Genomic DNA, 26,254 nt, shown 5'->3' on the forward strand with positions numbered 1-26,254 from the left:
TCGCCTACAGGCCCAATTCTGCCCGCAACTCCTCGGCGCTGTTGATGACGACGGCACCGGGCGGTCCGCCCATAGGCTTTTCCGGCCAGAAGATCGTCTTCATGCCCGCCGCCAGCCCCGCCATGGCGCCCGGCCAGCTGTCGTCGATCGCTATCGCCTGCGCGGGATCGACATCGGCCAGATAGGCGGCGCGCAGGAACGGTTCGGCCTGCGGTTTGCCTTCGCGCACATCGTTGCGGCTGATCGTCTTCATGCCGGGATAAATGAGGCCGACCATGCTCAGATTGGCGTCGACGATCATTCGGTCCGAATTGGACACCACGGCCTGCGCCACGCCTTTTTCGCGCAATTCGGTGAAAATCTCGATCGCGCCGGGGCGTGGCTTCAAGCCCTCCACCAGCGGCAGATAGTGCTCGTATTTGCGCATGATCCAATCGTCGAAAGGCAGAGCAAGGCCGAACTCGTCGCGCATCATCTCGTAGACCGGCCAGGCGGCGACGCCGAGCACACGCTCATGCAGATTTTCAGGCGGCACAAGGCCGGCACTGCGCATTGCTGCCACAAGGGCTGCTTCGTGCAGCGGCTCGCTGTCGACCAGCGTGCCGTCCATATCCCAGAAAACCGCTTTCGGTGTCATGCAGCGCTCCTTTTTGCGATCCATTAAAGCCTTTGCGCCGGGAGATAAACCTTCGGGACCGAAGAACGTGCCGCAGGTCGGGACGGCAACCGCCCTTCTTTGCCTGATGCGGGCATTGCCGGAAGCGCAAAATCCGGCTGTGTGCGCCGGAAGTTGGCAAGCAATTGCCCTTGCGATTGACAATTGCGCAGCAGGCCGTTCCCTGCGAAACTAGGCGCGGACCGCTCTGGAACCGGCGGTCCTGGGAGGCAGGACGTGAATACCCGGCAGGATGGTAGCAGCAACAGGCTGGACGACGCGGCGCGTGCCGGCTGGCTTTATTATGTTGCCGGCAACACGCAAGACCAGATCGCCGCCACGCTCGGCATTTCGCGGCAGACGGCGCAGCGGCTGGTGTCGCTGGCCGTGTCGGGAGGATTGATCAAGGTTCGCGTCGACCATCCGATCGCCAACTGCCTCGATCTGGCGGCACGGTTGAGATCCCGCTTCGCGCTCGATCTGGTCGAAGTGGTGCCGAGCGATCCCAATTCATCCTCCACCACGATCGGCATCGCCGAGGCGGCTGCCGCCGAGATCGAGCGGCGGCTGCGGTCACCGACGCCGATCGTCATGGCGATCGGCACCGGCCGCACGCTGAAGGCGGCGATCGAGCAATTGCCGCCGATGGAATGCCCGCAGCACAAGGTGGTGTCGTTGACCGGCAACATCTCGCCGGACGGCTCGGCCGCCTTCTACAACGTCATCTTCACCATGGCCGACAGGGTGAAGGCGCGATCCTTCCCGATGCCGCTGCCGGTCATCGCCTCTTCGCCGGAGGAGCGCGAGATGCTGCTCAACCAGCCGATGATCCAGCCGACCCTGGCGCTGGCGGCCGAAGCCGACGTCACCTTCATCGGCATTGGCGACCTCGGTCCCAAGGCGCCGCTCTACGAGGACGGCTTCATCTCTGAAAGCGAGTTGAAAGCCCTGCAGAAGGCCGGCGGCATCGCCGAGATCGTCGGCTGGGTGTTCGATCGCGAAGGCCGCATGATCGAGGGCATCACCAACGACCGAGTGTCGTCGGCCTCACTGCCGTCGCGCGAAAAGTCGCTGGTCATCGCATTGGCCATGGGCGAACGAAAGCTGCCGGGCATCCTGGCGGCCGCCAACCGGCGGCTGATCAACGGCCTCATCACCGATGAACGGACGGCTGCCGCGCTGCTGGCCAGCATCTGACGGCAGGTAGCGACGCCTGATTTGCAATAAAGCGGGCCACGCTACCCATGCCGCCCGAAAGGGTCGTTGCCATCGAGGAAACCGAGGTCGCGCTGCAGATGCGGCGACAGGTCCCTGATGTCGAGATATGCCTTCTTTTTTATCGCGAACAAGCCAAATCCGTCCGTGAGCCACGAAATCCAGCGGTGATCCGGAGCGGGAGTGCATCTTTGCTGCGCCATGGTCATGATCGTCAACCTTCGCTATCCTGAACCCGAATGACGGGTTGATCAGGAATGTCGGTCTTACCGGCCGCCTTTGCCAATCGAACGTCTGTTATGACCCATAAGGAGGCCTTATGCCGGACCTCAGCTCGCGACAGGTTTCGCAACTCCCGCCGCTGCAGGCGATCAGGGTGTTCGACGCGGTGGCGCGCCATCTTTCCTTCACCAGGGCCGCCGGCGAACTCGCCATGACGCAGGCGGCGGTCAGCTATCAGATCAAGGTGCTGGAGGAACGCATCGGCGCGCCGCTGTTCCTGCGCCGGCCGCGCCAGATCGTATTGACCGAGGCCGGGCAGCGTCTGGCGCCCGCCGTCGGCGAGGCCTTCGCCATTCTTGGCCAGGCCTATGCCGCGGTGCGTGGCGGGGCCGACGGGTTGCTGTGCGTCACCACCGTGCTGACCTTTGCCTCGAACTGGCTGGCGCACCGGCTGGGGTCGTTCCAGATCGCCCATCCGGCGCTTGCCGTTCGGCTTGAGACGTCGAGCCGCCTGACGGACTTCGCCCGTGAGGAAGCCGATATCGCCATCCGCTCGGGCGCCGGCAAATGGCCGGGCCTGGAAGCGCACAAGCTGTTCGATGCCGATTTCACGCCGATGCTGAGCCCCAAGCTCGCGGCAAGCATCGGTGGCGTCAAGGAACCGGCCGATCTCTTGCGGTTGCCGATCCTCGATCCTGGCGACATCTGGTGGAACGAGTGGTTTTCGGCTGCCGGCGTGCACTCGCACGATCTTGCCAGACGGCCCGGCAGCAGCATGGGTGCGCAGGCCTATGAGGCCAATGCGGCAATCGCCGGCCATGGCGTGGCGATCCTGACCAGGGCGCTGTTCAAGGCGGAATTGGCGGACGGCCGCCTGATCCAGCCCTTCGACTTGGTCGGCGACGACGGTCATGCCTATTGGCTGGTCTATCCGGAGGCGCGCCGCAACGTGCCGAAGATCCGTGCCTTCCGCGACTGGCTGCTGGCCGAGATCGCCTGCTGACAGGCAAGCCTCAGCAACTGCATTCAATTCCGCAAGCCGTTCTGTCCGGTCGTCTGACGTCCGGCGGGGCGCGGTTTGCCTTCGCAATTTCCACCCACCCAGTATCCGTCAGCCACGCCGAGTGCTGCGCTGCAGCATCGAATCCGGCTTGACATAATTGACGCCAAGTGAGTAATTGCTCAAAGCCAAGGCAAATGCTCATCTTGGTTCAAGGGAGGAATTTCATGAAACTTCGCACGCTCACCCTGGGCTTGTTGTCGGCCAGCGCGCTCGCGTTCGCCGCACACGCCGAATCCATCACCATCGCCACCGTCAACAATGGCGATATGGTCCGCATGCAAAAGCTGACCGATGACTTCACCAAGGCGAATCCCGACATCCAGCTCAACTGGGTTACGCTTGAAGAGAACGTGCTGCGCGAGCGCGTCACCACCGACATCGCCACCAAGGGTGGACAATATGACGTGATGACCATCGGCACCTATGAAGTTCCGATCTGGGCCAAGCAGAACTGGCTGCTGCCGCTCGACAAGCTTGGCGACGACTATGACGTAAAGGACATCATCCCGGCCATCGCCGGTGGTCTTTCAGTCGACGGCAAGCTCTATGCCGCGCCCTTCTACGGCGAAAGCTCCTTCGTCATGTACCGCAAGGACCTGATGGACAAGGCCGGGTTGAAGATGCCCGATGCGCCGACCTGGGACTTCATCAAGCAGGCCGCCGACAAGATGACCGACCGCGCCAATGGCGTGAACGGTGTGTGCCTGCGCGGCAAGGCCGGCTGGGGCGAGAACATGGCGTTCCTGACGGCGATGTCGAACTCCTTCGGCGCACGCTGGTTCGACGAGAACTGGAAGCCCCAGTTCGACCAGCCCGAATGGAAGAACACGCTGCAGTTCTATGTCGACCTGATGAAGGCCGACGGCCCCGAGGGCGCGTCCTCCAACGGCTTCAACGAAAACCTGGCGCTGTTCCAGCAGGGCAAGTGCGGCATGTGGATCGACGCCACCGTCGCCGCGTCTTTCGTCTCCGACCCTAAGGCATCCCAGGTCGCCGACAAGGTCGGCTATGCGCTGGCGCCCGACAATGGCCTCGGCAAGCGCGGCAACTGGCTGTGGGCCTGGTCGCTGGCCATCCCGGCCGGCACGCAGAAAGCTGATGCCGCCGAGAAGTTCGTCTCCTGGGCGACCAGCAAGCACTATGCCGAACTGGTTGCTTCGAAGGAGGGCTGGGCCAACGTTCCTCCGGGCACGCGCTCCTCGCTCTATGCCAATGCCGAGTACCAGAAGGCGGCTCCGTTCGCCAAGATGACGCTCGACTCCATCAACGCAGCCGATCCGACGCATCCGACCGTCAAGCCGGTGCCCTATGTCGGCGTCCAGTTCGTCGCCATCCCGGAGTTCCAGGGCCTTGGCACCACCGTCGGCCAGCTCTTCTCGGCGGCTCTTGCCGGCCAGTCGAGCGTCGACGATGCCCTGAAGCAGGCCCAGGACGCTGCCACCGCGACCATGACCGAAGGCGGATACATGAAGTAAGGCTCCTCCCGGTGCCGAATGCCGGTCGCCTTCTTGACCGGCAACGGCCGCCCGAGTTCCCAGTTCGGGCGGCCGCCTTTAACGCCTTTTGAAAATTCAGCCTGACCAGTGAAGGGTGACCGTCATGGCTACTCAGCAGACCCGTTCGCTTGCCCGTTTCATGATGGCGCCATCCGTGGTGCTGCTGTTCGTCTGGATGATCGTGCCGTTGGTCATCACCATCTGGTTCTCCTTCCAGCAGTACAATCCGCTCAATCCGATCCGCGACGGATTCGTCGGCTTTTCCAACTACGCGCTGTTCTACTCCAACCCGGCTTTCCTGCAGTCGATCCTCAACACGCTCACCCTGGTGATCAGCGTGCTTTTGATCACGGTGATCGGTGGCATCCTGCTGGCGCTTCTGATCGACCAGCCGATGTGGGGCCAGGGGATTGTGCGCATCCTCGTCATCTCACCCTTCTTCGTCATGCCGCCAGTGGCCGCATTGGTTTGGAAGAACATGATCATGCACCCGCAATACGGAGTGTTCGCCGACATGGCGCGCTTCTTCGGAGCGCAGCCGATCGACTGGTTCGGGCAGCATCCGATGCTGGCCATCATCATCATCGTCGCCTGGCAATGGCTGCCCTTCGCGACGCTCATTCTCTTGACCGCGCTGCAGTCGCTCGACGGTGAGCAGAAGGAAGCCGCCGAAATGGACGGCGCCGGCTTCATCAGCCGCTTCATCTATCTGACGCTGCCGCATATGTCGCGCGCCATCACCGTCGTCATCCTGATCCAGACGATCTTCCTCCTCTCCGTCTATGCCGAGATCCTCGTCACCACAAATGGCGGCCCGGGATACGCCTCCACCAACCTGCCCTTCCTCGTCTACCAGAAGGCGTTGCTGGAGTTCAAAATCGGTCAGGCGTCCGCCGGCGGCGTGATCGCCGTCATTCTCGCCAACATCGTTGCCTTCTTCGCCATGCGCGCCGTCGGCAAGAACCTGGACAAGTAAGGGAGGATACGATGGCACGCTCAGTCACCACCCGGCACAAGACGATCGCGACAATTGCCGCCTGGATCGTCGCGCTGCTGATCTTCTTCCCGATCCTCTACACGATCATCACCTCGTTCAAGTCGGAGCAGGAAGCCATCCAGGGTTTCAGCATCATCCCGTCGGGGACGTTCGAGAGTTATTCCGAGGTCCAGGCGCAGAACGGATATTTCAAGTTCTTCTTCAACTCGGTGCTGCTCTCGGTCGGCTCGACCATCCTGGCCCTGCTGGTCGCCATACCGGCCGCCTGGTCGATGGCCTTCTCGCCGACCAAGCGAACCAAGGACATCCTGATGTGGATGCTGTCCACGAAGATGATGCCCGCGGTTGCCGTGCTGTTTCCGATCTACCTGATCTTCCGCGACACGGGACTGCTCGACAGCCGTATCGGCCTGATGGTCATGCTGATGCTGATCAACCTGCCGATCGTGGTGTGGATGCTCTACACCTACTTCCGCGAAATCCCGGGGGAGATCCTGGAAGCGGCGCGGATGGACGGCGCATCGCTATGGAACGAGATCATTTATGTACTCACACCGATGGCCGTGCCCGGCATCGCCTCGACCATGCTGCTCAATATCATCCTGGCCTGGAACGAGGCGTTCTGGACAATCCGGCTGACAACCACGGAAGCAGCACCCTTGACCGCCTTCATCAGCTCGTTCTCAAGCCCGCAAGGCCTGTTCTGGGCCAAGCTTTCGGCGGCCTCGACACTGGCCATCGCACCGATCCTGATCATGGGCTGGTTCAGCCAGAAGCAGCTGGTGCGCGGCCTGACCTTTGGCGCCGTGAAGTAAGACCGCCGCAAGCAACAGACGCCGGACAATAACCCCCCGGGGAGGAAACCATGGGAAACATCACGCTCAAGAACGTCTCCAAATCCTTCGGAGCGACCTCCATCATCCCCGGCCTCGACCTGGTGATCGAAAATGGCGAGTTCGTCGTTTTCGTCGGCCCGTCCGGTTGCGGCAAGTCAACGCTGCTGCGGCTGATCGCCGGCCTGGAAGATACCAGCGGCGGCTCCATCAACATCGACGGCCGCGACGTCACCGGTGAGGCACCGGCCAAGCGCAAGCTGGCCATGGTGTTCCAGTCCTACGCGCTCTATCCGCACATGACGGTGGCCAAGAACATCGGCTTCCCGCTGAAGATGGCCGGCGAAGACAAGGCGACCATCGAAAAGAAGGTGGGGGACGCGGCGCGCGTGCTCAACCTGACCAACTACCTCGAACGCCGGCCGGGCCAGCTTTCCGGCGGCCAGCGCCAGCGCGTCGCCATCGGCCGCGCCATCGTGCGCCAGCCGACCGCCTTCCTGTTCGATGAACCGCTGTCCAATCTCGACGCAGCACTCCGCGGCACGATGCGGCTGGAGATCAGCGAGCTGCACCATCAGCTCAAGACGACCATGATCTATGTCACCCACGACCAGGTCGAAGCCATGACCATGGCCGACAAGATCGTCGTGCTGAACGCCGGCAACATCGAGCAGGTCGGCTCGCCGATGGAACTTTACAAGACGCCGAAGAACCTGTTCGTCGCCGGCTTCATCGGCTCGCCGAAGATGAACCTGATCGAAGGCGCGCCGGCTGCCAAATACAGCGCCAAGACCATCGGCATCCGCCCCGAGCATCTGGAAATCTCGACCACGGCGGGCGAATGGAAGGCCACCGTGGGCGTCGCCGAACATCTCGGCTCCGACACGTTCTTGCACGTTCAAGCTGATGGCGTCGGGCCGCTGACGGTGCGTGCCGACGGCGAACTGGCCGTCCATCACGGCGACACCATCTATCTGACGCCCGACAAGACCAAGCTGCATCGCTTCGGCGCCGACGGGAAGGCAATCTGAGCATGCGACTGGCCGGCAAATCCGCGTTGATCACGGGCTCGGCGCGCGGCATCGGCAGGGCCTTCGCCGAAGCCTATGTCGGCGAAGGCGCCACCGTCGCCATTGCCGACATCAATCTCGAGGCTGCGCGCAAGACGGCCGCCGAGATCGGCAGCAAGGCTTATGCGGTCAAGCTCGACGTCACCGACCTCGCCTCCATCGAAGCGGCGGTGAAAGCCGTCGAGGCGAAGACCGGCGGCCTCGATATATTGATCAACAACGCCGCCCTGTTCGACCTGGCGCCGATCGTCGAGATCACCAAGGCCAGCTACGACAAATTGTTTTCGGTCAACGTCGCCGGCACGCTGTTCATGCTGCAGGCAGCCGCCCGCTCGATGATCGCACGCGGCAAGGGCGGCAGGATCATCAACATGGCGAGCCAGGCCGGGCGGCGCGGCGAGGCGCTGGTCGGTGTCTATTGCGCCACCAAGGCCGCCGTCATCTCACTGACCCAGTCGGCGGGGCTCGACCTGATCAAGCATCGCATCAACGTCAACGCGATTGCCCCTGGCGTCGTCGACGGCGAGCACTGGGATCACGTTGATGCGCTGTTCGCCAAGTATGAAAACCGGCCGAAGGGCGAGAAGAAGAAACTGGTCGGCGAGGCAGTACCGTATGGCCGCATGGGCACGGCGCAGGACCTCACCGGCATGGCGGTCTTTCTCGCCAGCGCCGACGCCGAATACATCGTCGCCCAGACCTACAATGTCGATGGCGGCCAGTGGATGAGTTGAGGCGGGGACGGCCTCTGCTCCTCGTACCTCCGCGGGGGGCAGAGGCCGACATCGCAGGGCGCATCGACCTTGGAATACGTGCCGCCCCTTATCCTCTCCACGTGAGAAACGGGGAGAGGGAGTAACGAAGGCCGCAGCCCGGCCAAAGGGTAAAACAGATGACCGTAAAACTCTCGTCCGCAAACCTCTCCAATCTACCCGTCAAGGTCGCCGGTCCGAAATACGACCGCTCGGGGCTCAAGGCCGGCATCGTGCATTTCGGCGTCGGCAATTTCCATCGCTCGCACCAGGCCGTCTATCTCGACGATTTGTTCAACTCGGGCATCGGCCATGACTGGGCGCTGGTCGGCGCCGGGGTGTTCGAGGGCGAGAAGATCGGCCGCGCCAAGCTGGAAGAGCAGGATTGGCTGACCACGGTGGTCGAGCAGGACTCTGGGCATATGAGCGCCCGCGTGACCGGCGCCATGGTCGACTTCCTGATGCCGGGCGACGCGGCCGGCATCGTCGAACGGCTTGCCGACCCGGCGATCAAGATCGTTTCGCTGACCATCACCGAAGGAGGTTATTTCATCGACCCGGCCTCCGGTGTTTTCAACCCGACCCATCCCGACATCGTGGCGGACGCGCAGGCAGGCGCGACGCCGAAGACGGTGTTCGGCATCATTCTCGCCGGCCTGGTCCGCCGCCGCGACGAGGGCACTGTGCCGTTCACGGTGATGTCCTGCGACAACATTCCCCACAATGGCCATGTCACCTCCGACGGCGTCATTGGCCTGGCCCGTCTGATCGACGAGGATCTGGCGAACTGGGTCGGTGAAAAGGTTGCCTTTCCGAACGGCATGGTCGATCGCATCACACCGGCCACCACAGACCGCGAGCGCGGCATCCTGGCCAAGGATTTTGGCCTCGAGGACAACTGGCCAGTGTTCTGCGAGCCGTTCCGGCAATGGGTGCTGGAGGATCATTTCACCGATGGCCGTCCGCCGCTGGAAAAGGTCGGCGTGCAGTTCGTGAGGGATGTTGCCCCTTACGAGCTGATGAAGATCCGCATCCTCAATGGCGGCCATGCCACCATCGCCTATCCGGCCGGCCTGATGGACATTCATTTCGTCCATGAGGCGATGCAGGAGCCGCTGGTGAGCGGTTTTCTGGCCAAGCTCGAACGGGACGAAATCATCCCGACCGTGCCGCCGGTGCCGGACACGGTTCTGGAAGAATATTACCAGCTCATCGAGAGCCGCTTCTCCAATCCCAAGATCGGCGACACGGTGCGCCGGCTCTGCCTCGACGGTTCCAACCGTCAGCCGAAGTTCATCATCCCGACCATTGCCGACCGGCTGAAGGCCGGCAAAAGCGTCGACGGCCTGGCGCTGGAATCGGCGCTGTGGTGCCGCTACTGCTTCGGCACGACGGACAGCGGCGCCGTCATCGAACCCAACGACCCGAGCTGGGACCGGTTGCAGGCGACGGCAAAGGCGGCAAAGGATGCGCCTGCTGCCTGGCTTGCCATGGAGGACATCTATGGCGATGTCGGCCGCGCGACGGCGTTTGTCGAGGCCTTCGCCCATGCGCTCAACGTGCTGTGGGCGAATGGCGCGCGCGCGACGCTGACGCGCTATCTCGCCGGCGAGCTCTGAGACCATTCGACGTCATGACGCCTGAACTGGTTATCTTCGACTGCGATGGCGTGCTGGTCGACAGCGAGGCACTCTCCGTCTCGGCGCTGCTCGGCGTGATCAAGCTGGCCGGCGGCAATTTCAGCGAGGATGCCGCCTACGAGCATTTCCTCGGCAAGAGCATGAAGAGCGTGCGCGAGATCCTTGGCCGCGACTTCGGGCTGGATATCACCGACAGCCACCTGACCGAGATGCGTGTCGAACTGATGCGCAGGTTTCGCGAAGAGCTGAAGCCGATTGCCGGCGTCAAGGAGATGCTGCCGAGGCTAGGGCTGCCGTTCTGCGTCGCGTCCTCGGGCACGCTCGACCGGATCCGCTACGCGCTCGAAGTCACCGGATTGCTGGGGCTGATGGAACCGCATCTGTTCAGCGCCTCCATGGTGGCCAAGGGAAAGCCGGCGCCCGACCTGTTCCTCCATGCCGCCGCCAGCATGCGAGCCCAACCACGCAAATGCCTTGTCGTCGAGGACAGCCCGGCAGGCATCGCTGCGGCGCGGGCGGCAGGTATGCGCGTGTTTGCCTTCAGCGGCGGATCGCATGCCGGCAACCCAACATTGAAAGCGCGGCTTGCGTCGAGTGAACCGGACTTTATATTCGCTGACATGCTGCAATTGCCCGATCTGATTGCAGGCCTGGGAGCGAGAGTTAGAGCATCTTGACGAAACAGTTCGTTTGCGCGGTCGATGTCGGCACCGGGAGCGCCCGCGCGGGCATTCTCGACGCCAGTGGCACCTTGCTCGGCCGCGCCGAGCGGCCGATCGTCATGAACCAGCCGAAGCCCGACCACGCCGAGCATGATTCGCGCGATATCTGGTCGGCGGTCTGCACCGCCGTGCGCACTGCCCGCGAAAAGGCCGGCGTCGCCGCCGAGGACGTCGTCGGCATCTCCTTCGACGCCACCTGTTCGCTGGTGGTGCGGGATCGGCAAGGCGGCCAGCTCAGCGTCTCGACCACCGGCGACAGGCGCTGGGACACAATTGTCTGGCTCGACCATCGCGCCATTGCCGAGGCCGACGAATGCACGGCAAGCGGCCATGCCGTGCTCGACTATGTCGGCGGCGTCATGTCACCGGAAATGGAGACGCCAAAGCTGATGTGGCTGAAGCGGAACCTGCCCAAGACCTGGAATGAAGCCGGCTATCTATTCGATCTCACCGATTTCCTGACCTGGCAAGCGACAGGCTCGACGGCCCGTTCGCAATGCACGCTGACCGCCAAATGGACCTATCTGGCGCATGAGGAGATGGGTTGGCGCCGCGATTTCTTCGAGCTCGTCGGCCTCGACGATCTTTTCGAGCACGGCAATTTGCCCGAAAGGGCCAGTCCGATCGGAACCGATATTGGTCAGCTGACGGCGCAAGCGGCGGCAGAGCTTGGCCTGAGCGAAAAATGCCGGGTCGGAGCCGGCGTCATAGATGCCTATGCCGGCGCGCTTGGCGTGCTCGGCGGCTTTGCCGGCGACGAACAGAATATCGGCCGGCACCTGGCTCTGATTGCCGGCACGTCGAGCTGCGTCATGGCGATGTCGCCCGATCCGCAACCCTTCGCCGGCGTCTGGGGCCCATATTACGGCGCAGCCTTGCCGAAGCTGTGGCTGTCGGAAGGCGGCCAGTCGGCAACCGGCGCCCTGCTCGACCACATCATTCGCTGGCATGGAGCCGGCGGCGAGCCGGATGCCGCCATGCATGCAAAGATCGCCAGGCGCGTCGCCGAGCTGCGCGCCACCGAGGGTGAAAACCTTGCCGCAAGGCTGCATGTGCTGCCCGATTTCCACGGCAACCGTTCGCCGCTCGCCGATCCGCATGCCGTCGGCGTCGTCAGCGGGCTGACGCTGGACTCCTCCTTCGACAGCCTGTGCAAGCTCTACTGGCGCACCGCCGTCGGCATCGCACTCGGCGTGCGCCACGTACTGGAGGCGCTGAACGAGAACGGCTACCTGATCGATACGCTGCATGTCACCGGCGGCCATACCAAGAACCCGCTATTGATGGAGCTCTATGCCGACGCCACCGGCTGCGCGGTCATCGAGCCGTTGGCCGACGAGGCGGTGCTGCTCGGCACCGGCATGGTCGCGGCAACCGCGGCCGGGCTGTTTCCCGACCTCAACGCGGCCTGTCTGGCCATGCAGCAAGGCGGCAGGATGCGTGCCTCGAACCCTAAATCAGCCGGGCGTTTCGACCGCGATTACAAGGTTTTCCTCGAGATGCACCGCCAGCGGCAGATGCTGGACGCGATCCGGTAGGTAAAGCGGGCTACTGTCTCAGCAGGGACACGCCAGACTTCGCATCGAACAGGTGAAGGCTCGTTTCGTCGACCGCATAGCGGACATGGCTGTTGACGGCAGGGCATTCGCGGGTCGGCACCAGCGCGCTGATCTCCTTGCCGCCGGAACCGAAGATCACCAGCGCGTCGTTGCCATGAAACTCGATGAGATCGGCTGTGCCTTCAAGAAGGTTGCCAGCATCAGCGGCAGCGGTCTTTAGATCCGGAGGCCTGATACCAAGCACCGCGCGCTCAACCCCTTGCAGATTGAAACGCAAGCCTTCGATCGAAAAGACTGCACCGGCGCTCGTCAGAATCCAGCGGTTGTCTTTGCGCCCCACGGCTACGTCGATGAAATTCATGTTCGGCGTCCCTATGAACCCGGCGACGAACAGATTGCCCGGCCGCTCGTAGATTTCGGCCGGCGAGCCGATCTGCTCGATCCGGCCGTCGCGCAAAAGCACGATGCGGTCGGCGAGCGTCATTGCTTCCAGCTGGTCGTGGGTAACGTAGACGGTGGTCGTCTCCAGCGACTGGTGCAGCCGGGCGATCTCGATGCGCATGTGATTGCGCAGCTTGGCATCGAGATTGGACAGCGGCTCGTCGAACAGGAACACTTTTGGAGTCTTGATCATGGCGCGGGCAATCGCCACGCGCTGCTGCTGGCCGCCGGACAGCTCCGCCGGCTTGCGGCCGAGATAGGGATCCAGCCCCAACGTCTTCGAGACCGCCTCGACGCGCTGCTGGATTTCCGCCTTCGGCACCTTCTGCCGCTTCAGGCCGAAGGCGATGTTGTCGAAGATCGTCATGTGCGGATAAAGCGCGTAGTTCTGGAACACCATGGCGATGCCGCGGTCGCCAGGGTCGAGGTCGTTGACCACCTTGCCGCCGATCGAGACCTCGCCGCCGCTGATGTCCTCCAGCCCCGCCAGCATGCGCAGCAAGGTCGACTTGCCGCAGCCGGAAGGGCCGAGGAAGACGACGAACTCGTGTTCCTCGATGGCGAGGTTCAGGTCGCGGATGACGGTCGTCGCGCCGTAGGACTTCTCGATATTGGAGCAGGTGATCGCGGACATGGTTCGGTCAGCCCTTCTCGCTCGAAATCAGGATCTGCAGCTTGACGTCTTCCGGATGCGCCGCGGCCGCGCGCTCGAAGGCCTCGATGCTGTCGTCGAAGGGATAGGTGCCGGTGATCAGCGGGTTGAGGTCGACCTTGCCGGAGGCGATGAGCTGCAAAGCACGGTCGAAGATGTTGGCGTAGCGGAACACCGTCTCGATGCGCACTTCCTTCGATATGGCCGCAGGCACATTGAGCGCCACCGGCTCGACCGGCAATCCGACGAGGACCACCGCGCCGCCAGGGCGCACGACCTCGAACAGATCGGCGAACGCCTTCGGGCTGCCGCTGGCCTCGAAGACGATATCGGCGCCCCAATGGTCGGTCGCCACAGCCACCGCTTCGACCAGCGACTGCTCGCCGATATTGACCGGGACGATACCCGGATAGCGCGCCGCGATCTCGAGCTTCGGGGCGGAGAAGTCCGAAATCAGCACTTTCGAACAGCCGCCGGCAAGGGCTGCCAGCGCGATCATGATGCCGATCGGGCCGCAGCCGACGACGACCGCCACGTCGCCCGGAACGATGCGAGCGCGGGCAGCAGCCTGCATGCCGATGGCAAAGGGCTCGACCATCGCCCCTTCGGCGAAGGAGACGTTGTCCGGCAGCCGGTAGGTGAACGCCGCCGGATGCACGGCTTGCGGCGCAAGAATGCCATGCACCGGCGGCGTCGCCCAGAAGCTTACGTCGGGGTCGACATTGTAGATGCCGAGTTTTGTTGCGCGCGATGACAGGTTCGGCACGCCCGGCTCCATGCAGACGCGATCCCCGACCTTCAGCGTCCTGACATTGGCGCCGACTTCGACGATCGTTCCGGACGCTTCGTGGCCAAGCACCATCGGCGCGCGCACGACGTAACTGCCGATGGCGCCATGGGTGTAATAGTGCACGTCGCTGCCGCAGACACCGACCGTGTGGATGGCGATTCTGACGTCGTCCGGCCCGACGTCGAGCGGCAACGCAATCTCGCGCAGAGCCAGCTCGCCCTTTTTCTCAAGCACCAAAGCCCGCATATCTCGTCCTCGCTTCAAGTCTTTTTTTGCCGGAAAACGGAATTCAGGAAGCCGCTGAGCACGCCGAGGAATAGAAGCGGCGGCAGCGACAGAAGCACGACCGAGGCATTGAGGATGCCCCACGGCACGTTCATGCCTTGCTGGGACAGTTCCGAGGCGACGATCGGCAAGGTCTTGGCATTGGAGCTGGACAGCATCAGCGCGATCAGGAACTCGTTCCAGACCAGCACGAAGCTGAACGCGACCGCACCGATCAGCGAGCGCGCGGCGACCGGCAGTGCGATCCGCCAGAACACGGAATAGGCGCCGTAGCCATCGACGAAGGCGGCTTCCTCGACCTCCTTCGGCACGCTCTGGAAGGCGGGAATGGCCAGCCACATGATCACCGAGATGGTGAGCAGCGAATAGGTGACGATCAGCGCAGCGAGCGTGTCGTAGAGGCCGAGCTGCAGCCAGATCACCATCAGCGGGATGGCCACAGCCACCGGCGGCAGGAAGCGCAGCGACAGCACGAAGAACTGGATGTCGCCGGCCCAGCGGTTGGGGTAGCGCGCCACAGCATAGGCGGCAGGCAGGCCAAGCACCACGCCGATCAGCACCGCGACGCCGCAGGCGATGACCGAGTTGTAGAGGCCGGTCATGACGCTGTCGCGGCCGATGATGTAGCTGATGTTGGCCAGCGTCGGCGTGAACACCAGGCGCGGAACGCGGGTGATGATATCGACATTGTTCTTCAGCGAATTGAGCGCCGTCCACAACAGCGGAAACACGGCCATGAAGCAGGCGAAGGCCAGCACGGCCTTGCCGACAAGGCGGCCCGGCCTCATGCGATATGGTGGTCTCATGCCTGCACCCGCTTCCACAGCATGGTGAAGGTGATGACGGTGGCGATCATCATCAGAACCGCCATCGCCGAGGCATAGGACACCTTGCCGGACTCGATGAAGCCCTGCGAGAATGCGTACATATCGAGCGTTTCGGTCGCCACGCCCGGTCCGCCGCGGGTCATCACATAGATCAGGTCGAAGGAGCGCAGCGACTCGATCATCTTGACGAACATCAGGCTGATCAGCGGCGCCTTCAGCATCGGCAAGGTCACATAAGCATGGATCTGCCAGTGCCTGGCGTGGTCGAGGCGCGCCGCCTCGATCGGCTGCGGCGGCAAGGTCTCCAGCAGCTTCAGCACGATGACGGCGAAGAACAGGCCCCATTGCCAGACATCGACGGAGGCGACGGCGAACAGTGCCGTCGCCGGCTTGGACAGCGGGTCGAAGATCAGCCCGCCGGTCAGCAGCCGGTACGGGTAGGTGGCGATGCCGTAGAGCGGATGGTAGGCGAACTTCCAGACGAAGGCGGCCGAGACACGCGGCAGCAGGACCGGGACAATGAACAGCAGGCAGTAGATGTTGCGCAGGCGCGGCGAGGCGACCTCGAACATCAGCACGCCCAGTCCGATCGCCACGGCCATGGTGGCGACAACGGTGACGACCTCCCACTTCACCGAAACCCAGACCGCATTGAGAAAGCGGCGGTCGAAGAACAGGTCATAGAAGTTCGACAACCAGACATAGGAATAGGCCGTCGAGGAGAGCTCGCGGTTCTGCAGGGCAATGACGATCGCGTAGAGCGTCGGCACCATAGACAGGATCAGGAGAATGACGAGCGTCGGCACGATGAAGGTGACCGGCAAGGATGAGCGTCGCGGCATCTGTCTATCCTTGGCTGCGTCTCGGGCGATTGAACATGGCTGGACCTTTCGCGCGATGGCCGGCTCAAACGGCAGCGGGAGAGAAAAGGGGACCTGCGGCGCACAGGTCCCGACATTCGGTCGAATGCCGCGGATCGCGCGCCGCAGGGGAGGATGGCTTATTTCTTCACCAGCTCGTTGGCATAGGCTTCAAGCTCGTTGAGGCCGCCCTTGACGTCGGTGCGGGTGCCGGTGACCAGTTCCTCGAGGATGATGCCCCAGCGATCGCCGAGATCCGGCCAGCGCGGATCCTGCCAGAAGTTGACCGCCGTGACCTTGCCGGTCTCGGCCAGCGCCTGACCGAGGTCGGCGCCGTAGATGTCGGCGAATTCCTTGCTGGACAGGATGCTGGTGCGGTTCAGCTCACCGAACTGGTGGGCGTCGAGCCGGCGCTTCTCGTTTTCCTTCGACGTTGCCCAGGCGATGAACAGGCCGGCGCACTTCTTCGAGGCATCGTCGGCATTGGCCTTTGCCGCGATGGCAAGGCCATGACCGTAGCCACCACCGGTAAGCGGCGCCGGCGGCGGCAGGAAGCCGATCTTGCCGACCACCTGCGAGGTCTTCGGATCGACCGCCATGCCCGACAGCGGCGTCGATTCGACAAGGATGGCGACTTGGCCGGCCAGGAAGGCGCCGGTCGATTCATCCCAGCTGCCGGTCTGCGTGCCGGGTGCCGAATCCTTGAACAGCTTCAGATAGGTTTCGGTCGCCTTGACGGCGGCCTCCGAGTTGAAGGCTGGCTTGTCGCCGTCGAACCACTGGCCGCCATAGGCCTTGAACAACGGCATCCAGCGCCAGACATTGGCGCCCGAACCGCGTGCGCCGCGCAGCGCGATGCCATATATGCCCTTGTCCGGATTGGTCAGCTTCGGCACGTCGGCGATCAGTTCGTCCAGCGTCTTCGGCGGCTGGATGCCGGCGGCCTCCAGAATATCCTTGCGGTAGACCATCAGGTCGCCGCCGCCGGTCAGCGGCGCGAACCAGACCTTGCCGTCATAGGTGGCGACCTTCTGGCGGCCCGGATCGAAATCGGCATAGTCGTAGTCCGCCGGATAATAGTCGGTGAGCGGCACGATCCATTTCGACGAGGCAAATAGCGCCACGTTGGCTTCGTCGACATAGTAGACGTTGTAGTTGCCGACGGTGGACGCATCGGCGCGCGATTTCGCACGGCGGTCGTTCTCGTTCAGATAGTCGATCTGGAAGCTGGCACCGGCTAGCTTCTGGAACTCGTCCTTGGAGTCCTCCAGAAGCGTCAGGCCGTCGCGTGGCTGCGCCAGCACCTTGACCGGCGCCGAGCAGACCGGCGCCTGCGCCAAGGCAATGGTGGAAACGGTAGCGGAAAGCATAAAAGCTGCGCCAAGGCTGGCAGCAAGCCGAACTGGTTTCATGATCTTTTCTCCTCCAGGAACATTTCGCAGGAAGCGGAAGTCCTCGGCTTGCGCGATCCTCACCATCGCCCGAGTGACATGCCACCCATCGCTAAAATGCGGAGTTGCGACGAGGCTTGCTAGAAGCCTCGTTGCAGCAGACCTGTACTTTTATGCATTGTGCGGTGCAAAAACCGGCGCCGGGATACGACGCCTGTCACATGAGTATCGGGCTGAAACGGTATTTCAGGATGCGCTTATGCACGCATTGTCAGCCGCTGCCGTGACAGCCGGCGATAAGATGACGGCGTCATCTTGTGCTTGCGCATGAAGGCGCGGTTGAAGTTCGAGATGTTCATGTAGCCGACCTGAAAACAGATATCGGTGATCGCGATATCGGTGGCCGCCAAAAGCTTGCAAGCCTGCCAGAGCCTGAGCTTGGCTAGGTGGTCGCTGAAGCTGTTGCCGGTGTTCTTCTGGAAGAACCGCGAGAACGTGCTCTCCGTCATTCCGGCCAGTTCCGCCACCTCCGGCAGCTTCAGATCCTCGGCAAAATGCTGGAACAGATAGGTCAGCGTGCGCTGGATGATGTCGAGCGAGGCGGCATCGAGAACCGGCGAAAAATCAGGCGACGACAGCAATTCGTACTCGTCGGTGCGTGCGAGAAGGTCGACGAGATCCAGGAAAAGACAGAACCTGCTTAGCCCGCTAACCTCGCCCATCCGCTCCATGATGTCGGCACCATCCAGCGCGGTGCGGCCGTAAAAGACCATGCCGCGCAGCGACCGTTCGAGGAACGGTTCCAGTTCGCGCAATTCCGGCAACAGGCCTGCCGATCCGCGCAACCTCTGCGCATCGAACTGCAGGACGATGTCGCGGCCTTCGATCAGTTCTCCCGGTTGCACCGAGGTCACCCAGTCATGCGGCAGCCCGCCACCGACGATGGTCAGGTAGCCCGGCCCGAATTCGCCGATATGATCGCCAACCAGGACCACGCCGGAGGATTTTCGCAGCAGGTGGATCTCGTATTCCGGATGGAAGTTCCAGACGTTGCGCTCCCAGGGATAGTCGTCGCGCCGCCACAGGAAGCTTTCGCTCGCCTGGGTGACGATGTGCTCGAAGGACGGCGCTGTCCGCGGGATCGCAACCGGGTTCTTCCTGCGCCTGAACTGCATCCTGCCTCCTGGAAAATCCGGAATCTGTCGCCACACCCTCCATGCAATCCGTAGCAGCCGATTGCTCAAGTGTGAAATGCACTTCGGCGGCAACCAGTGGTGGTCCCGGTGTTCCGGCTGGCTCAATCTGTTCCCGCTCCTCCTCTCTTGCCTTCATGTCGCGTTTCGTCCAAAAGCTGGCGCAAACGCCGCGAAACCGAAGGTTTTGCCGTTCGAATGCGGCTTCCGGCTCTTTGCCGACGCGCCGCAACTGGAAAGAACAGGACAATGTCTGCGATCGAAGCCGGCGCTCGCGCGCCGGAAAATCTTTGGCGCCAGGAAATCATGGCGACGCTGGCGCTCGCCTGGCCGATGGTGCTGACCAATCTCGGCCAGACCGCGATGACGGCCACCGACGTCATGATGATGGGCCGTCTGGGGCCGGATACGCTGGCCAGCGGCGCGCTTGGCGCCAACCTCTATTTCATGCCGCTGATCTTCGGGCTTGGCCTGATGCTGGCGACCTCGCCGATGATCGCGACCGAGCTCGGCCGCCGTCGCCATTCGGTGCGCGACCTGCGCCGCACCGTGCGCCAGGGCCTGTGGCTTGCGATCCTGATCTCGATCCCGATCTGGCTCGTGCTGTGGCACGGCGAGGCTATCCTGCTGGCCATGGGCCAGGATCCGGCACTCGCCCATCAGGCCGGCATCTATCTGCGATGGCTCGAATGGGCGGTGCTGCCCTTCTACGGCTATATCGTGCTGCGCTCGTTCATCTCGGCACTGGAGCGGCCGGGCTGGGCGCTGGTCATCGTCTTCGTCGCCGTCGCCTGCAATGCCTTCTTCAATTGGCTGTTCATGTTCGGCAATCTTGGCATCCCGTCGATGGGCATCGCAGGCTCAGGCCTTGCCACCTCGTTGTCCAGCACGCTGATGTTCGTCGGCATGGCCGTCGTGGTGATGCTGGAGAAGAGGTTCCGGCGCTACCGTCTGTTCGGGCGCTTCTGGCGCGCCGACTGGCCGCGCTTCAGGGGTCTTCTGCGGCTCGGCCTGCCGATTGCCGGCCTCCTCGCCTTCGAGGTGACGATCTTCAATGCGGCGGCGCTGCTGATGGGCCTGATCGACGCGGATTCGCTCGCCGCGCATGCGATCGCCATCCAGATTGCCTCGATCAGCTTCATGGTGCCGCTCGGCCTCAACCAGGCGGTGACGGTGCGCGTCGGGCTTGCCCACGGCGCCGGCAATCCGGAAGGCGTTTCGCGCGCCGGCTGGACCGCCTTCGTCATCGGCGTCTCGTTCATGGCGCTGATGGGGCTGGTGATGATCCTGTGGCCGCATCCGCTGATCAGCGCCTTCATCGATCTGAGCAACCCGGCCAATGCCAGGGTGATCGCGCTTGCCGTTTCGTTCCTGGTTTTCGCCGCCCTGTTCCAGGTCTTCGACGGCGCGCAGGCGGTGGCTGCCGGCATGCTGCGCGGCCTGCACGACACCAAAGTGCCGATGATCTATGCCGCGATCGGATATTGGGGCGTCGGCCTGCCGCTCGGCGTGCTGCTCGCCTTCCATTTCAGCTTCCGTGGCGTCGGCATCTGGATCGGCCTGTCGTCGGGGCTGGCCGTGGTGGCGGCGCTGCTTCTGGCGCGCTGGCTGCGGCGGGATCGCCTGGCGCCGCCGCTGGTGTTCGGGCACTGAGAGCAGCCGGACGCCCGCTGCCAGGTGGCCGTTATGTCCCAACTTTGAGGCCCATCCAGCGGCGCCTTCAGAACTGACGCGAAACGTCGGCTAAGCGCCATGAGCCGGCGATTAGCCGACGCAATGAACGTTTCGGCACGGGCCGTGGCGGACTGGCGGCTTCGAGGCTCGCAAGGCCAGGAGCGGGCCTTCTAACACCCTGTGTGCACCGACGTGAACTGCCGACGTTGAAGGGCTCAGGCCCTGATGACGCTTTGCGCCTGCTGCCGGCATTGCCAGCAAAATACGACATGAACCCGGCCATGCTGCACTTGACTTGCACATGTTAACCGTAATAAATCATACATAATGTCGTAAAAAAAGACGACACGGGGAGGATCAATGAAAATTACGGCCATCAAGGCGCTGGTCTGCAATGCGGAAATGCGCAACTGGGTTTTCGTTCGGGTCGAAACCGACGAGCCCGGTCTGTTTGGCTGGGGTGAGGCGACGCTGGAATGGAAGACGCGTGCCGTTGTCGGCGCGTTGCAGGACCTCGAGGCGCTGCTGATCGGGCAGGATCCGCGCAATGTCGAACAGTGCTACCAGATCCTGACGCGGCATGGCTTCTGGCGTCTCGGCGTCGAGGGAATGTCAGCCGTCAGCGGCATCGAGATCGCACTTTGGGATATTCTGGGTAAGTCGCTGGGCGTCCCGGTCTGGCGGCTTCTCGGCGGTCAGGTTCGCGACTATCTGCGCACCTACACGCATCTCGGCCTGGGCGACATGAAGGCGGTCTATGAGAGCGGGTCGGCGGACATGATCGTCGAACGCGGACGCATCGTGACGCAGGCTGGCTATGATGCGGTCAAGGTCGTCTGCATTCCCTACACCCACTATGTCTCGCCGGCGAAGGCAGTGGACGCCGTTGCAAACATGGTTGGCGCGCTGCGCGAAGCCGTCGGTCCCGATATCGACATCATGGTCGACTTTCACGGACGCCCGGCCTCCGTCAACGCGGCGATGGACTACCTCAAGGCGATCGAGCCGGCCCGCATAATGTTCGCCGAGGAACCGGTGCCGCCTGAAGATGTCGCCGGCCTGGCGCATATCACCGCGCGATCGGCGGTACCGATCGCGTCCGGCGAACGGCTGATCGGGCGCCGCGAGTTCACCCACTCGATCGCGGCGCGCGCCTTCAACATTGCCCAGCCGGATATCTGCCACACCGGCGGCCTGCTCGAGACCAAGAAGATCGCGGCCTTGGCGGAAACGGCCGGCGTCGGCCTTGCGCCGCACAACCCGCTCGGCCCGATCGCCGGCGTTGCAGCACTTCACTTCGGCATATCGACGCCGAACGTCATCATCCAGGAGGAGATGTCCGGCGCGGTCGCCTGGTACGACGACGTCGTTTCCTGGCCGATCCAACGCAAACCAGGCCGCTGGGACGTGCCTGAACTGCCGGGACTAGGCGTCACCGTCAATGAGGATGTCATAGCGCGCCACCCCTTCAAGCAGGAAGTGTTGCATGCCCGCAACGCGATCATGCCCGACGGCACCGTGGTCGATTGGTGAGCGCCATGACAGGCAGGCTTCAGGGAAAGATCGCAATCGTCACCGGCGCCGGACAGGGCATTGGTGCCGCCACGGCCCGGGCCTTCGCCATGCAGGGGGCAAAGACCGTTATCGCCGAGCTGAATGCGGCAAGCGGCAAGGCAATCGCCGACGCATTGCGTGCCCAGGGTGCCGACGCGCTTTTCGTCGAAATCGACGTCACGGACCAATCGGCGGTAGCCGACATGGTAGCCCACACGATAGCGGCTTATGGCGGCATCGACGTTCTCGTCAACAATGCCGGCGCTAACGTCTTCCACGAACCCCTGCTGATGCCGGACGAGGAATGGGACCGTTGCCTGAAGCTCGACCTCCAGGCCGCATGGTTCTGCGCCAAGGCGGTTCTGCCGACGATGTTGGCGAACGGTTCGGGATCGATCGTCAACATAGCCAGTTGCCACGCTTTCAAGATCATTCCTCACACTTTTCCCTATCCGGTTGCCAAGCATGCGCTTGTCGGCCTGACCCGCTCGCTCGCCATCGAATATGCGGCGCGCGGCATCCGCGTGAACGCGATCGCCCCCGGTTATATCGAGACGCCGATCGCGGAAGCCTACTGGAACACATTTCCAAACCCCGCCGAGGAGAAGCGGCGGGCCTATGACCTCCATCCGCCCAAGCGCATTGGCCGACCGGACGAGGTTGCAATGACGGCCGTTTTCCTCGCTTCCGACGAAGCGCCGTTCATCAATGCCGAAACGATCACCATCGATGGTGGCCGCTCGGTTCTCTACCACGACTGACAACCATCAAGCAGGGAGGATCCACATGAAATCGACGACCAAGACAGTGGCAGCACTGGCGATACTGGCTGGCGGATTGATGGCCGGCGCGGCAAGCGCCGACGACATCAAGATCGGCTACATCAACAAGATGGGTGACCATCCATGGTTCGTCGCCGAAGTCGGCGGCGCCAAGAAAGCGGCAGAGGCGGGCGGAGCCACCTTCGTATCGCAGGACGTCCAGTTCGACGCCAATTTGACGATCACCACTTTCGATACAATGGTCGGTGACGGCGTCAAGGGCATCGCCATCGTCGTTCCCGACAAGGCGCTGGGACCGGTCATCGCCGAGAAAGCCAAGGCAGCGAAAATTCCTCTGGTGGCGGTCGACGACGACATCTACTACCAGGACGGCTCCCAGGTCCCCTATGTCGGGATGAATGCGTACAATATCGGCGCGCGGGTGGGCGAAGAGCTGGCCAAGCTCTACAAGACCGGCGGCTGGGCCGGAAAAGAGGTGCGCATCGCCTCGATCGAGGACCGCAAGGCGGATACCTGCATGCAGCGCAACAAGGGCGCCGAAGAGGCGTTCCTGAAGGCGGTGCCCGACTTCAAGCCCGCCAACATCGTTCGCGTCCCCTACGACAACACGATGGTCAATGCCATCGACGTGATGACCACCACCTTGACCGCCAACCCCAGTGTCACCAACTGGATATTCTATTCCTGCAATGACGACGGCGTGCTGGGTGGGGCGCGTGCCCTGGAAAACGCCGGCTATACCCCGGACCAGGGCATGGGCATCGGCATTGACGGCAGTCGCGCCTGTGAGGCCTTCGGATCCGGAAAGCCTTCGGCATTCCGTGGTACGATGTGGCTGAACTCTGCAAACCATGGCGCGCTGGCGGTAAAGATCCTGTTGGCCTCGATCAAGGATGGAACGCAGCTGCCGGTTCAATCCTTCACCGACCCGGAATACATCACCGCCGACAATTTTGCCTCGGACTACAAGGCCAAGCTCTGCAAGTGAACCGGCTACGCGTCATGCGCCGTAAGGCGCATGACGCTGTACGGTTGCACGTATTCCCAAGGAGTGAGCTTTGACCCAACCGGAATTCTTCTCGCTCGACAAGGTATCGAAGCGCTTTGGCGTCGTGCAGGCGCTCGACAGCGTCTCGATCGCCTTCCGGCCGGGCGAGGTGCTCGCTTTGGTCGGCGAGAACGGCGCCGGCAAATCAACGATGATGCGCATTCTCGAAGGTGTGTTCGGCCCCGACGGCGGCACCGTGCGGCACGGTTCCACGCCGATTGTTTTCGGCGAGCCGCGCGACAGCCATCGGGCCGGAATTCGCGTCATCCATCAAGAGCCGGAGATCGTGCCGAACCTGACGGTTGCCGAAAATATCTTCGTCGGTGAATTGCCGCGACTGGCGGGGGTGCTGCTGGACTGGCGCAAGCTGGAGGAACAGACCGACCGGGTGCTTGCGACCTTCGGCATGCAGCAGGACATGCGGCCGCGGCAACTGTGCAGCACACTCGGCCCGGCGCAACGGCAGATGATCGAGATCATGCGCGCCATCCGCGCCGGCGGCCGCCTGATCGCCTTCGACGAGCCGACTTCGTCGCTGACCGATGACGAGGCGCGCCGCCTGTTTTCAGTCATCCGCCGACTGCGCGAAGAGGGAACATCGATCGTCTACATCTCGCACCGGCTGAACGAGATCATCGACCTTGCCGACCGCATCGTCGTTTTGCGCGACGGTCGGCTGGTCGACGATTCGCCGGCAGCCGGTGCCAGCGAACAGACCATTGCCAAGCTCATGGTCGGCCGCGACATAGCCGACCTGTTCACGCGCGAGACGTGGCGGGCGGGACAACTGTTGCTGGACGTGGCGGGCCTGAGCACCGACCGCGTCAGCGATGTCAGCCTCAGGGTTCGCCGAGGCGAAGTGCTCGGCATCGCCGGCCTCGTGGGTGCGGGCCGATCCGAACTGGCAAAGGCGATTGTCGGCTATGACCGCCGCCTCGCTGGAACCATAGCCATGAACGGTGTGTCGGTTCTCGCCAACAGTCCGCATGCGGCAATCGTCGCCGGCATTGGCTTTGCCCCGGAAGACCGCAAGCACGAGGCGCTGCTGCTCTTTAGAAGCATTCTCGACAACGCGGCACTTTGCGTGCCCGACAAGACGTCGAGCTTCGGCTTCTTCAATCGGCGCAAGGCGCTGGAGATTGTCTCGCCTCTGGCAGCCAAGATGTCGATCAAGGCTCCGAATCTCGACGAACAGGTTTCAAAGCTGTCGGGCGGCAACCAGCAGAAAGTCGTTCTGGCGCGCTGGCTTGCCCGGCAGCCGATGCTGCTCATCCTGGACGAACCGACCCGCGGCATCGACATCGGCGCCAAGGCGGAAATCTATCGGCTGATCGATGAACTCGCGGCAAGCGGGATCGGCATCATCCTGATCTCTTCGGAAATGCCGGAACTCATCGGCCTCGCCGACAGGGTTCTGGTCATGGCGGGAGGCCGCATCACCGCCGAATTGTCCCGGCCCGACATCGACGAGGCGACGATCCTCAAACACGCCATGCCGCAATCGGCACCAGCGCTCGGAGACCACATCCAATGAACAGCCTCGAGCTTCGCGCCTCGAAAGCGCAGACCGGCGCCAGGGGGGCTTCCTCGCGCCTAGTGGAGCGCCTTGGCGTTCACAACATCAGCCTGCTGGTCGCGCTCGCCATTCTCGTCGTCATCTTCGGTTCGCTGCGCGCCGATGTGTTTTTCTCCAGCCGAAACCTGCTCAACATCGGTCTCGGCATCACCATCCTCGGCGTGCTGGCGATGAGCCAGACGGTTGTCATTGTCGCCGGCGGCCTCGATATCGCCGTCGGCGCCACTGTCGGCCTGACCACCGTATCGACTGCAATGGCCATCCAAGCGACCGGGTCGCCCTCGGCGGGCATCGTTGCCGGCCTGGTGCTTGGCGGTCTTGCCGGTCTCGTCAACGGCATCATCATCACCTACGGACGGGTCAATGCGGTCATTGCCACGCTCGGCACCATGGCTATTTTTCGGGGTATCGCCTTCATCATGTCCGATGGCCAGTCGATCGCCATCTTCAGCGACACGTTCCGGTTCATAGGCATCGGGCGGATCCTCGGCCTGCCGCTGCTGATCTGGATTCTTGTTCTGACCGCGATCGTGTTCCATCTCTTCCTGGCGCGCTCGATCGTCGGCCGCAACATCTATGCGCTCGGCGGCAATCCCGTTGTCGCCCGCTTCTCCGGCATCAACATCAACCGCTACCGCGTCGGCATCTACATCATGAGTGGCGTTGCCGCCGGTCTGGCCGGGATCCTGCTGGCTGCCCGCACCGGCTCGGGGCAGCCTGTATCCGGATCGCAGGGCCTGGAACTCGAGGCCATTACAGCGGCGGTGCTGGGTGGCTGCGCCTTGCAGGGCGGCAAGGGAACGATTGTCGGCGCGCTGCTCGGCGTCGCCATCATTGGCGTGCTCAACAACGGAATGATACTGACGTCGGTACCAACCTTTTATCAATTGCTTGCAAAAGGCTCGCTGCTGATCCTTGCTGTGGTGATTGCCGAGTACCACTTGAACAGGACATGAC

At 63.0% G+C, this 26,254-nt stretch carries 24 protein-coding genes; 16 read left to right on the forward strand and 8 right to left on the reverse strand.

What is annotated here, in order from left to right; genetic code table 11:
* Positions 1-4: 4 nt before the first annotated feature.
* Positions 5-637: an HAD family phosphatase gene (locus tag X744_RS152470; RefSeq protein WP_023760253.1), complete on the reverse strand. Its 633-nt coding sequence runs from the start codon at positions 635-637 to the stop codon at positions 5-7.
* Positions 638-892: 255 nt separating this feature from the next.
* Between X744_RS152470 and X744_RS152465 the strand changes: the two genes are divergently transcribed.
* Positions 893-1,852 carry a sugar-binding transcriptional regulator gene (locus X744_RS152465; RefSeq protein ID WP_023760254.1) on the forward strand — a complete coding sequence of 320 codons (960 nt, stop codon included), beginning with the start codon at positions 893-895 and terminating at the stop codon, positions 1,850-1,852.
* Positions 1,853-1,893: 41 nt separating this feature from the next.
* Here the strand turns inward: X744_RS152465 and X744_RS152460 are convergent, their stop codons facing one another.
* The gene (locus tag X744_RS152460; protein WP_023760255.1) at positions 1,894-2,079 is read right to left on the reverse strand and encodes a hypothetical protein; all 186 of its coding nucleotides are present in this window, start codon (positions 2,077-2,079) and stop codon (positions 1,894-1,896) included.
* Between the two features lie 110 nt (positions 2,080-2,189).
* Between X744_RS152460 and gcvA the strand changes: the two genes are divergently transcribed.
* The 9 genes from gcvA (at position 2,190) to X744_RS152415 (ending at position 12,203) form a co-directional block, all read left to right on the forward strand.
* Positions 2,190-3,095: a transcriptional regulator GcvA gene (gcvA, locus tag X744_RS152455; protein ID WP_023760256.1), complete on the forward strand. Its 906-nt coding sequence runs from the start codon at positions 2,190-2,192 to the stop codon at positions 3,093-3,095.
* A 224-nt stretch (positions 3,096-3,319) separates the two neighbouring features.
* Positions 3,320-4,630, forward strand: coding sequence for a sugar ABC transporter substrate-binding protein (locus X744_RS152450; protein ID WP_023760257.1), 1,311 nt, complete (start codon positions 3,320-3,322; stop codon positions 4,628-4,630).
* 124 nt (positions 4,631-4,754) lie between these two features.
* On the forward strand, positions 4,755-5,627 hold the full coding sequence (locus X744_RS152445; RefSeq protein ID WP_023760258.1) for a sugar ABC transporter permease: 873 nt from the start codon (positions 4,755-4,757) through the stop codon (positions 5,625-5,627).
* A gap of 11 nt (positions 5,628-5,638) precedes the next feature.
* Positions 5,639-6,463: a carbohydrate ABC transporter permease gene (locus tag X744_RS152440; RefSeq protein ID WP_023760259.1), complete on the forward strand. Its 825-nt coding sequence runs from the start codon at positions 5,639-5,641 to the stop codon at positions 6,461-6,463.
* 50 nt (positions 6,464-6,513) lie between these two features.
* Complete coding sequence (locus tag X744_RS152435) at positions 6,514-7,512, forward strand: ABC transporter ATP-binding protein (RefSeq protein WP_023760260.1); 999 nt, start codon at positions 6,514-6,516, stop codon at positions 7,510-7,512.
* Positions 7,513-7,514: 2 nt separating this feature from the next.
* Positions 7,515-8,285 carry an L-iditol 2-dehydrogenase gene (locus X744_RS152430; RefSeq protein WP_023760261.1) on the forward strand — a complete coding sequence of 257 codons (771 nt, stop codon included), beginning with the start codon at positions 7,515-7,517 and terminating at the stop codon, positions 8,283-8,285.
* A 158-nt stretch (positions 8,286-8,443) separates the two neighbouring features.
* Positions 8,444-9,922: a mannitol dehydrogenase family protein gene (locus X744_RS152425; RefSeq protein WP_023760262.1), complete on the forward strand. Its 1,479-nt coding sequence runs from the start codon at positions 8,444-8,446 to the stop codon at positions 9,920-9,922.
* Between the two features lie 14 nt (positions 9,923-9,936).
* Complete coding sequence (locus X744_RS152420) at positions 9,937-10,620, forward strand: HAD family hydrolase (RefSeq protein ID WP_023760263.1); 684 nt, start codon at positions 9,937-9,939, stop codon at positions 10,618-10,620.
* A complete protein-coding gene (locus tag X744_RS152415) occupies positions 10,617-12,203 on the forward strand; it encodes an FGGY-family carbohydrate kinase (RefSeq protein WP_023760264.1) in 1,587 nt (528 codons plus the stop codon). The genes X744_RS152420 and X744_RS152415 overlap by 4 nt, the downstream gene beginning before the upstream one ends.
* Positions 12,204-12,213: 10 nt before the next feature.
* Here the strand turns inward: X744_RS152415 and ugpC are convergent, their stop codons facing one another.
* The 6 genes from ugpC to X744_RS152385 form a co-directional block, all read right to left on the reverse strand.
* Complete coding sequence (ugpC, locus tag X744_RS152410; RefSeq protein WP_023760265.1) at positions 12,214-13,299, reverse strand: sn-glycerol-3-phosphate ABC transporter ATP-binding protein UgpC; 1,086 nt, start codon at positions 13,297-13,299, stop codon at positions 12,214-12,216.
* A 7-nt stretch (positions 13,300-13,306) separates the two neighbouring features.
* Complete coding sequence (locus tag X744_RS152405) at positions 13,307-14,353, reverse strand: NAD(P)-dependent alcohol dehydrogenase (RefSeq protein WP_023760266.1); 1,047 nt, start codon at positions 14,351-14,353, stop codon at positions 13,307-13,309.
* A gap of 14 nt (positions 14,354-14,367) precedes the next feature.
* Complete coding sequence (locus X744_RS152400; RefSeq protein ID WP_023760267.1) at positions 14,368-15,180, reverse strand: carbohydrate ABC transporter permease; 813 nt, start codon at positions 15,178-15,180, stop codon at positions 14,368-14,370.
* Between the two features lie 14 nt (positions 15,181-15,194).
* Positions 15,195-16,061, reverse strand: coding sequence for a sugar ABC transporter permease (locus tag X744_RS152395; protein WP_023760268.1), 867 nt, complete (start codon positions 16,059-16,061; stop codon positions 15,195-15,197).
* A 158-nt stretch (positions 16,062-16,219) separates the two neighbouring features.
* Entirely contained in the window at positions 16,220-17,491 is a 1,272-nt protein-coding gene (locus tag X744_RS152390; RefSeq protein WP_023760269.1) for a sugar ABC transporter substrate-binding protein, read from the reverse strand.
* Positions 17,492-17,727: 236 nt separating this feature from the next.
* Complete coding sequence (locus tag X744_RS152385) at positions 17,728-18,645, reverse strand: AraC family transcriptional regulator (RefSeq protein ID WP_023760270.1); 918 nt, start codon at positions 18,643-18,645, stop codon at positions 17,728-17,730.
* 267 nt (positions 18,646-18,912) lie between these two features.
* On the opposite strand from X744_RS152385, the gene X744_RS152380 reads away from it, so the two are divergent.
* The 6 genes from X744_RS152380 (at position 18,913) to X744_RS152355 (ending at position 26,253) form a co-directional block, all read left to right on the forward strand.
* Positions 18,913-20,316 (forward strand): MATE family efflux transporter, encoded by a 1,404-nt coding sequence (locus tag X744_RS152380; protein ID WP_023760271.1) that lies wholly within the window; start codon positions 18,913-18,915, stop codon positions 20,314-20,316.
* A 381-nt stretch (positions 20,317-20,697) separates the two neighbouring features.
* Complete coding sequence (dgoD, locus tag X744_RS152375) at positions 20,698-21,870, forward strand: galactonate dehydratase (protein WP_023760272.1); 1,173 nt, start codon at positions 20,698-20,700, stop codon at positions 21,868-21,870.
* A gap of 5 nt (positions 21,871-21,875) precedes the next feature.
* Positions 21,876-22,652: an SDR family oxidoreductase gene (locus X744_RS152370; RefSeq protein WP_023760273.1), complete on the forward strand. Its 777-nt coding sequence runs from the start codon at positions 21,876-21,878 to the stop codon at positions 22,650-22,652.
* Positions 22,653-22,677: 25 nt separating this feature from the next.
* Positions 22,678-23,661: a substrate-binding domain-containing protein gene (locus X744_RS152365; RefSeq protein ID WP_031260540.1), complete on the forward strand. Its 984-nt coding sequence runs from the start codon at positions 22,678-22,680 to the stop codon at positions 23,659-23,661.
* A gap of 70 nt (positions 23,662-23,731) precedes the next feature.
* Complete coding sequence (locus tag X744_RS152360) at positions 23,732-25,255, forward strand: sugar ABC transporter ATP-binding protein (protein ID WP_023760275.1); 1,524 nt, start codon at positions 23,732-23,734, stop codon at positions 25,253-25,255.
* On the forward strand, positions 25,252-26,253 hold the full coding sequence (locus tag X744_RS152355) for an ABC transporter permease (protein WP_023760276.1): 1,002 nt from the start codon (positions 25,252-25,254) through the stop codon (positions 26,251-26,253). Before X744_RS152360 ends, X744_RS152355 begins: the two co-directional genes overlap by 4 nt.
* Position 26,254: the final 1 nt, after the last annotated feature.

Origin of the sequence: Mesorhizobium sp. LNHC252B00, from assembly GCF_000502955.1 — a bacterium.
Lineage (GTDB): Bacteria > Pseudomonadota > Alphaproteobacteria > Rhizobiales > Rhizobiaceae > Mesorhizobium.

Bases quoted from the DNA above. Each gene is read 5' to 3' on its own strand.
- X744_RS152470 (WP_023760253.1), bottom strand. From the start codon at position 637: ATGACACCGAAAGCGGTTTTCTGGGATATGGACGGCACGCTGGTCGAC.
- X744_RS152460 (WP_023760255.1), bottom strand. From the start codon at position 2,079: ATGACCATGGCGCAGCAAAGATGCACTCCCGCTCCGGATCACCGCTGG.
- gcvA (WP_023760256.1), top strand. From the start codon at position 2,190: ATGCCGGACCTCAGCTCGCGACAGGTTTCGCAACTCCCGCCGCTGCAG.
- X744_RS152450 (WP_023760257.1), top strand. From the start codon at position 3,320: ATGAAACTTCGCACGCTCACCCTGGGCTTGTTGTCGGCCAGCGCGCTC.
- X744_RS152445 (WP_023760258.1), top strand. From the start codon at position 4,755: ATGGCTACTCAGCAGACCCGTTCGCTTGCCCGTTTCATGATGGCGCCA.
- X744_RS152440 (WP_023760259.1), top strand. From the start codon at position 5,639: ATGGCACGCTCAGTCACCACCCGGCACAAGACGATCGCGACAATTGCC.
- X744_RS152435 (WP_023760260.1), top strand. From the start codon at position 6,514: ATGGGAAACATCACGCTCAAGAACGTCTCCAAATCCTTCGGAGCGACC.
- X744_RS152430 (WP_023760261.1), top strand. From the start codon at position 7,515: ATGCGACTGGCCGGCAAATCCGCGTTGATCACGGGCTCGGCGCGCGGC.
- X744_RS152425 (WP_023760262.1), top strand. From the start codon at position 8,444: ATGACCGTAAAACTCTCGTCCGCAAACCTCTCCAATCTACCCGTCAAG.
- X744_RS152420 (WP_023760263.1), top strand. From the start codon at position 9,937: ATGACGCCTGAACTGGTTATCTTCGACTGCGATGGCGTGCTGGTCGAC.
- ugpC (WP_023760265.1), bottom strand. From the start codon at position 13,299: ATGTCCGCGATCACCTGCTCCAATATCGAGAAGTCCTACGGCGCGACG.
- X744_RS152405 (WP_023760266.1), bottom strand. From the start codon at position 14,353: ATGCGGGCTTTGGTGCTTGAGAAAAAGGGCGAGCTGGCTCTGCGCGAG.
- X744_RS152400 (WP_023760267.1), bottom strand. From the start codon at position 15,180: ATGAGGCCGGGCCGCCTTGTCGGCAAGGCCGTGCTGGCCTTCGCCTGC.
- X744_RS152395 (WP_023760268.1), bottom strand. From the start codon at position 16,061: ATGCCGCGACGCTCATCCTTGCCGGTCACCTTCATCGTGCCGACGCTC.
- X744_RS152390 (WP_023760269.1), bottom strand. From the start codon at position 17,491: ATGAAACCAGTTCGGCTTGCTGCCAGCCTTGGCGCAGCTTTTATGCTT.
- X744_RS152385 (WP_023760270.1), bottom strand. From the start codon at position 18,645: ATGCAGTTCAGGCGCAGGAAGAACCCGGTTGCGATCCCGCGGACAGCG.
- X744_RS152380 (WP_023760271.1), top strand. From the start codon at position 18,913: ATGTCTGCGATCGAAGCCGGCGCTCGCGCGCCGGAAAATCTTTGGCGC.
- dgoD (WP_023760272.1), top strand. From the start codon at position 20,698: ATGAAAATTACGGCCATCAAGGCGCTGGTCTGCAATGCGGAAATGCGC.
- X744_RS152370 (WP_023760273.1), top strand. From the start codon at position 21,876: ATGACAGGCAGGCTTCAGGGAAAGATCGCAATCGTCACCGGCGCCGGA.
- X744_RS152365 (WP_031260540.1), top strand. From the start codon at position 22,678: ATGAAATCGACGACCAAGACAGTGGCAGCACTGGCGATACTGGCTGGC.
- X744_RS152355 (WP_023760276.1), top strand. From the start codon at position 25,252: ATGAACAGCCTCGAGCTTCGCGCCTCGAAAGCGCAGACCGGCGCCAGG.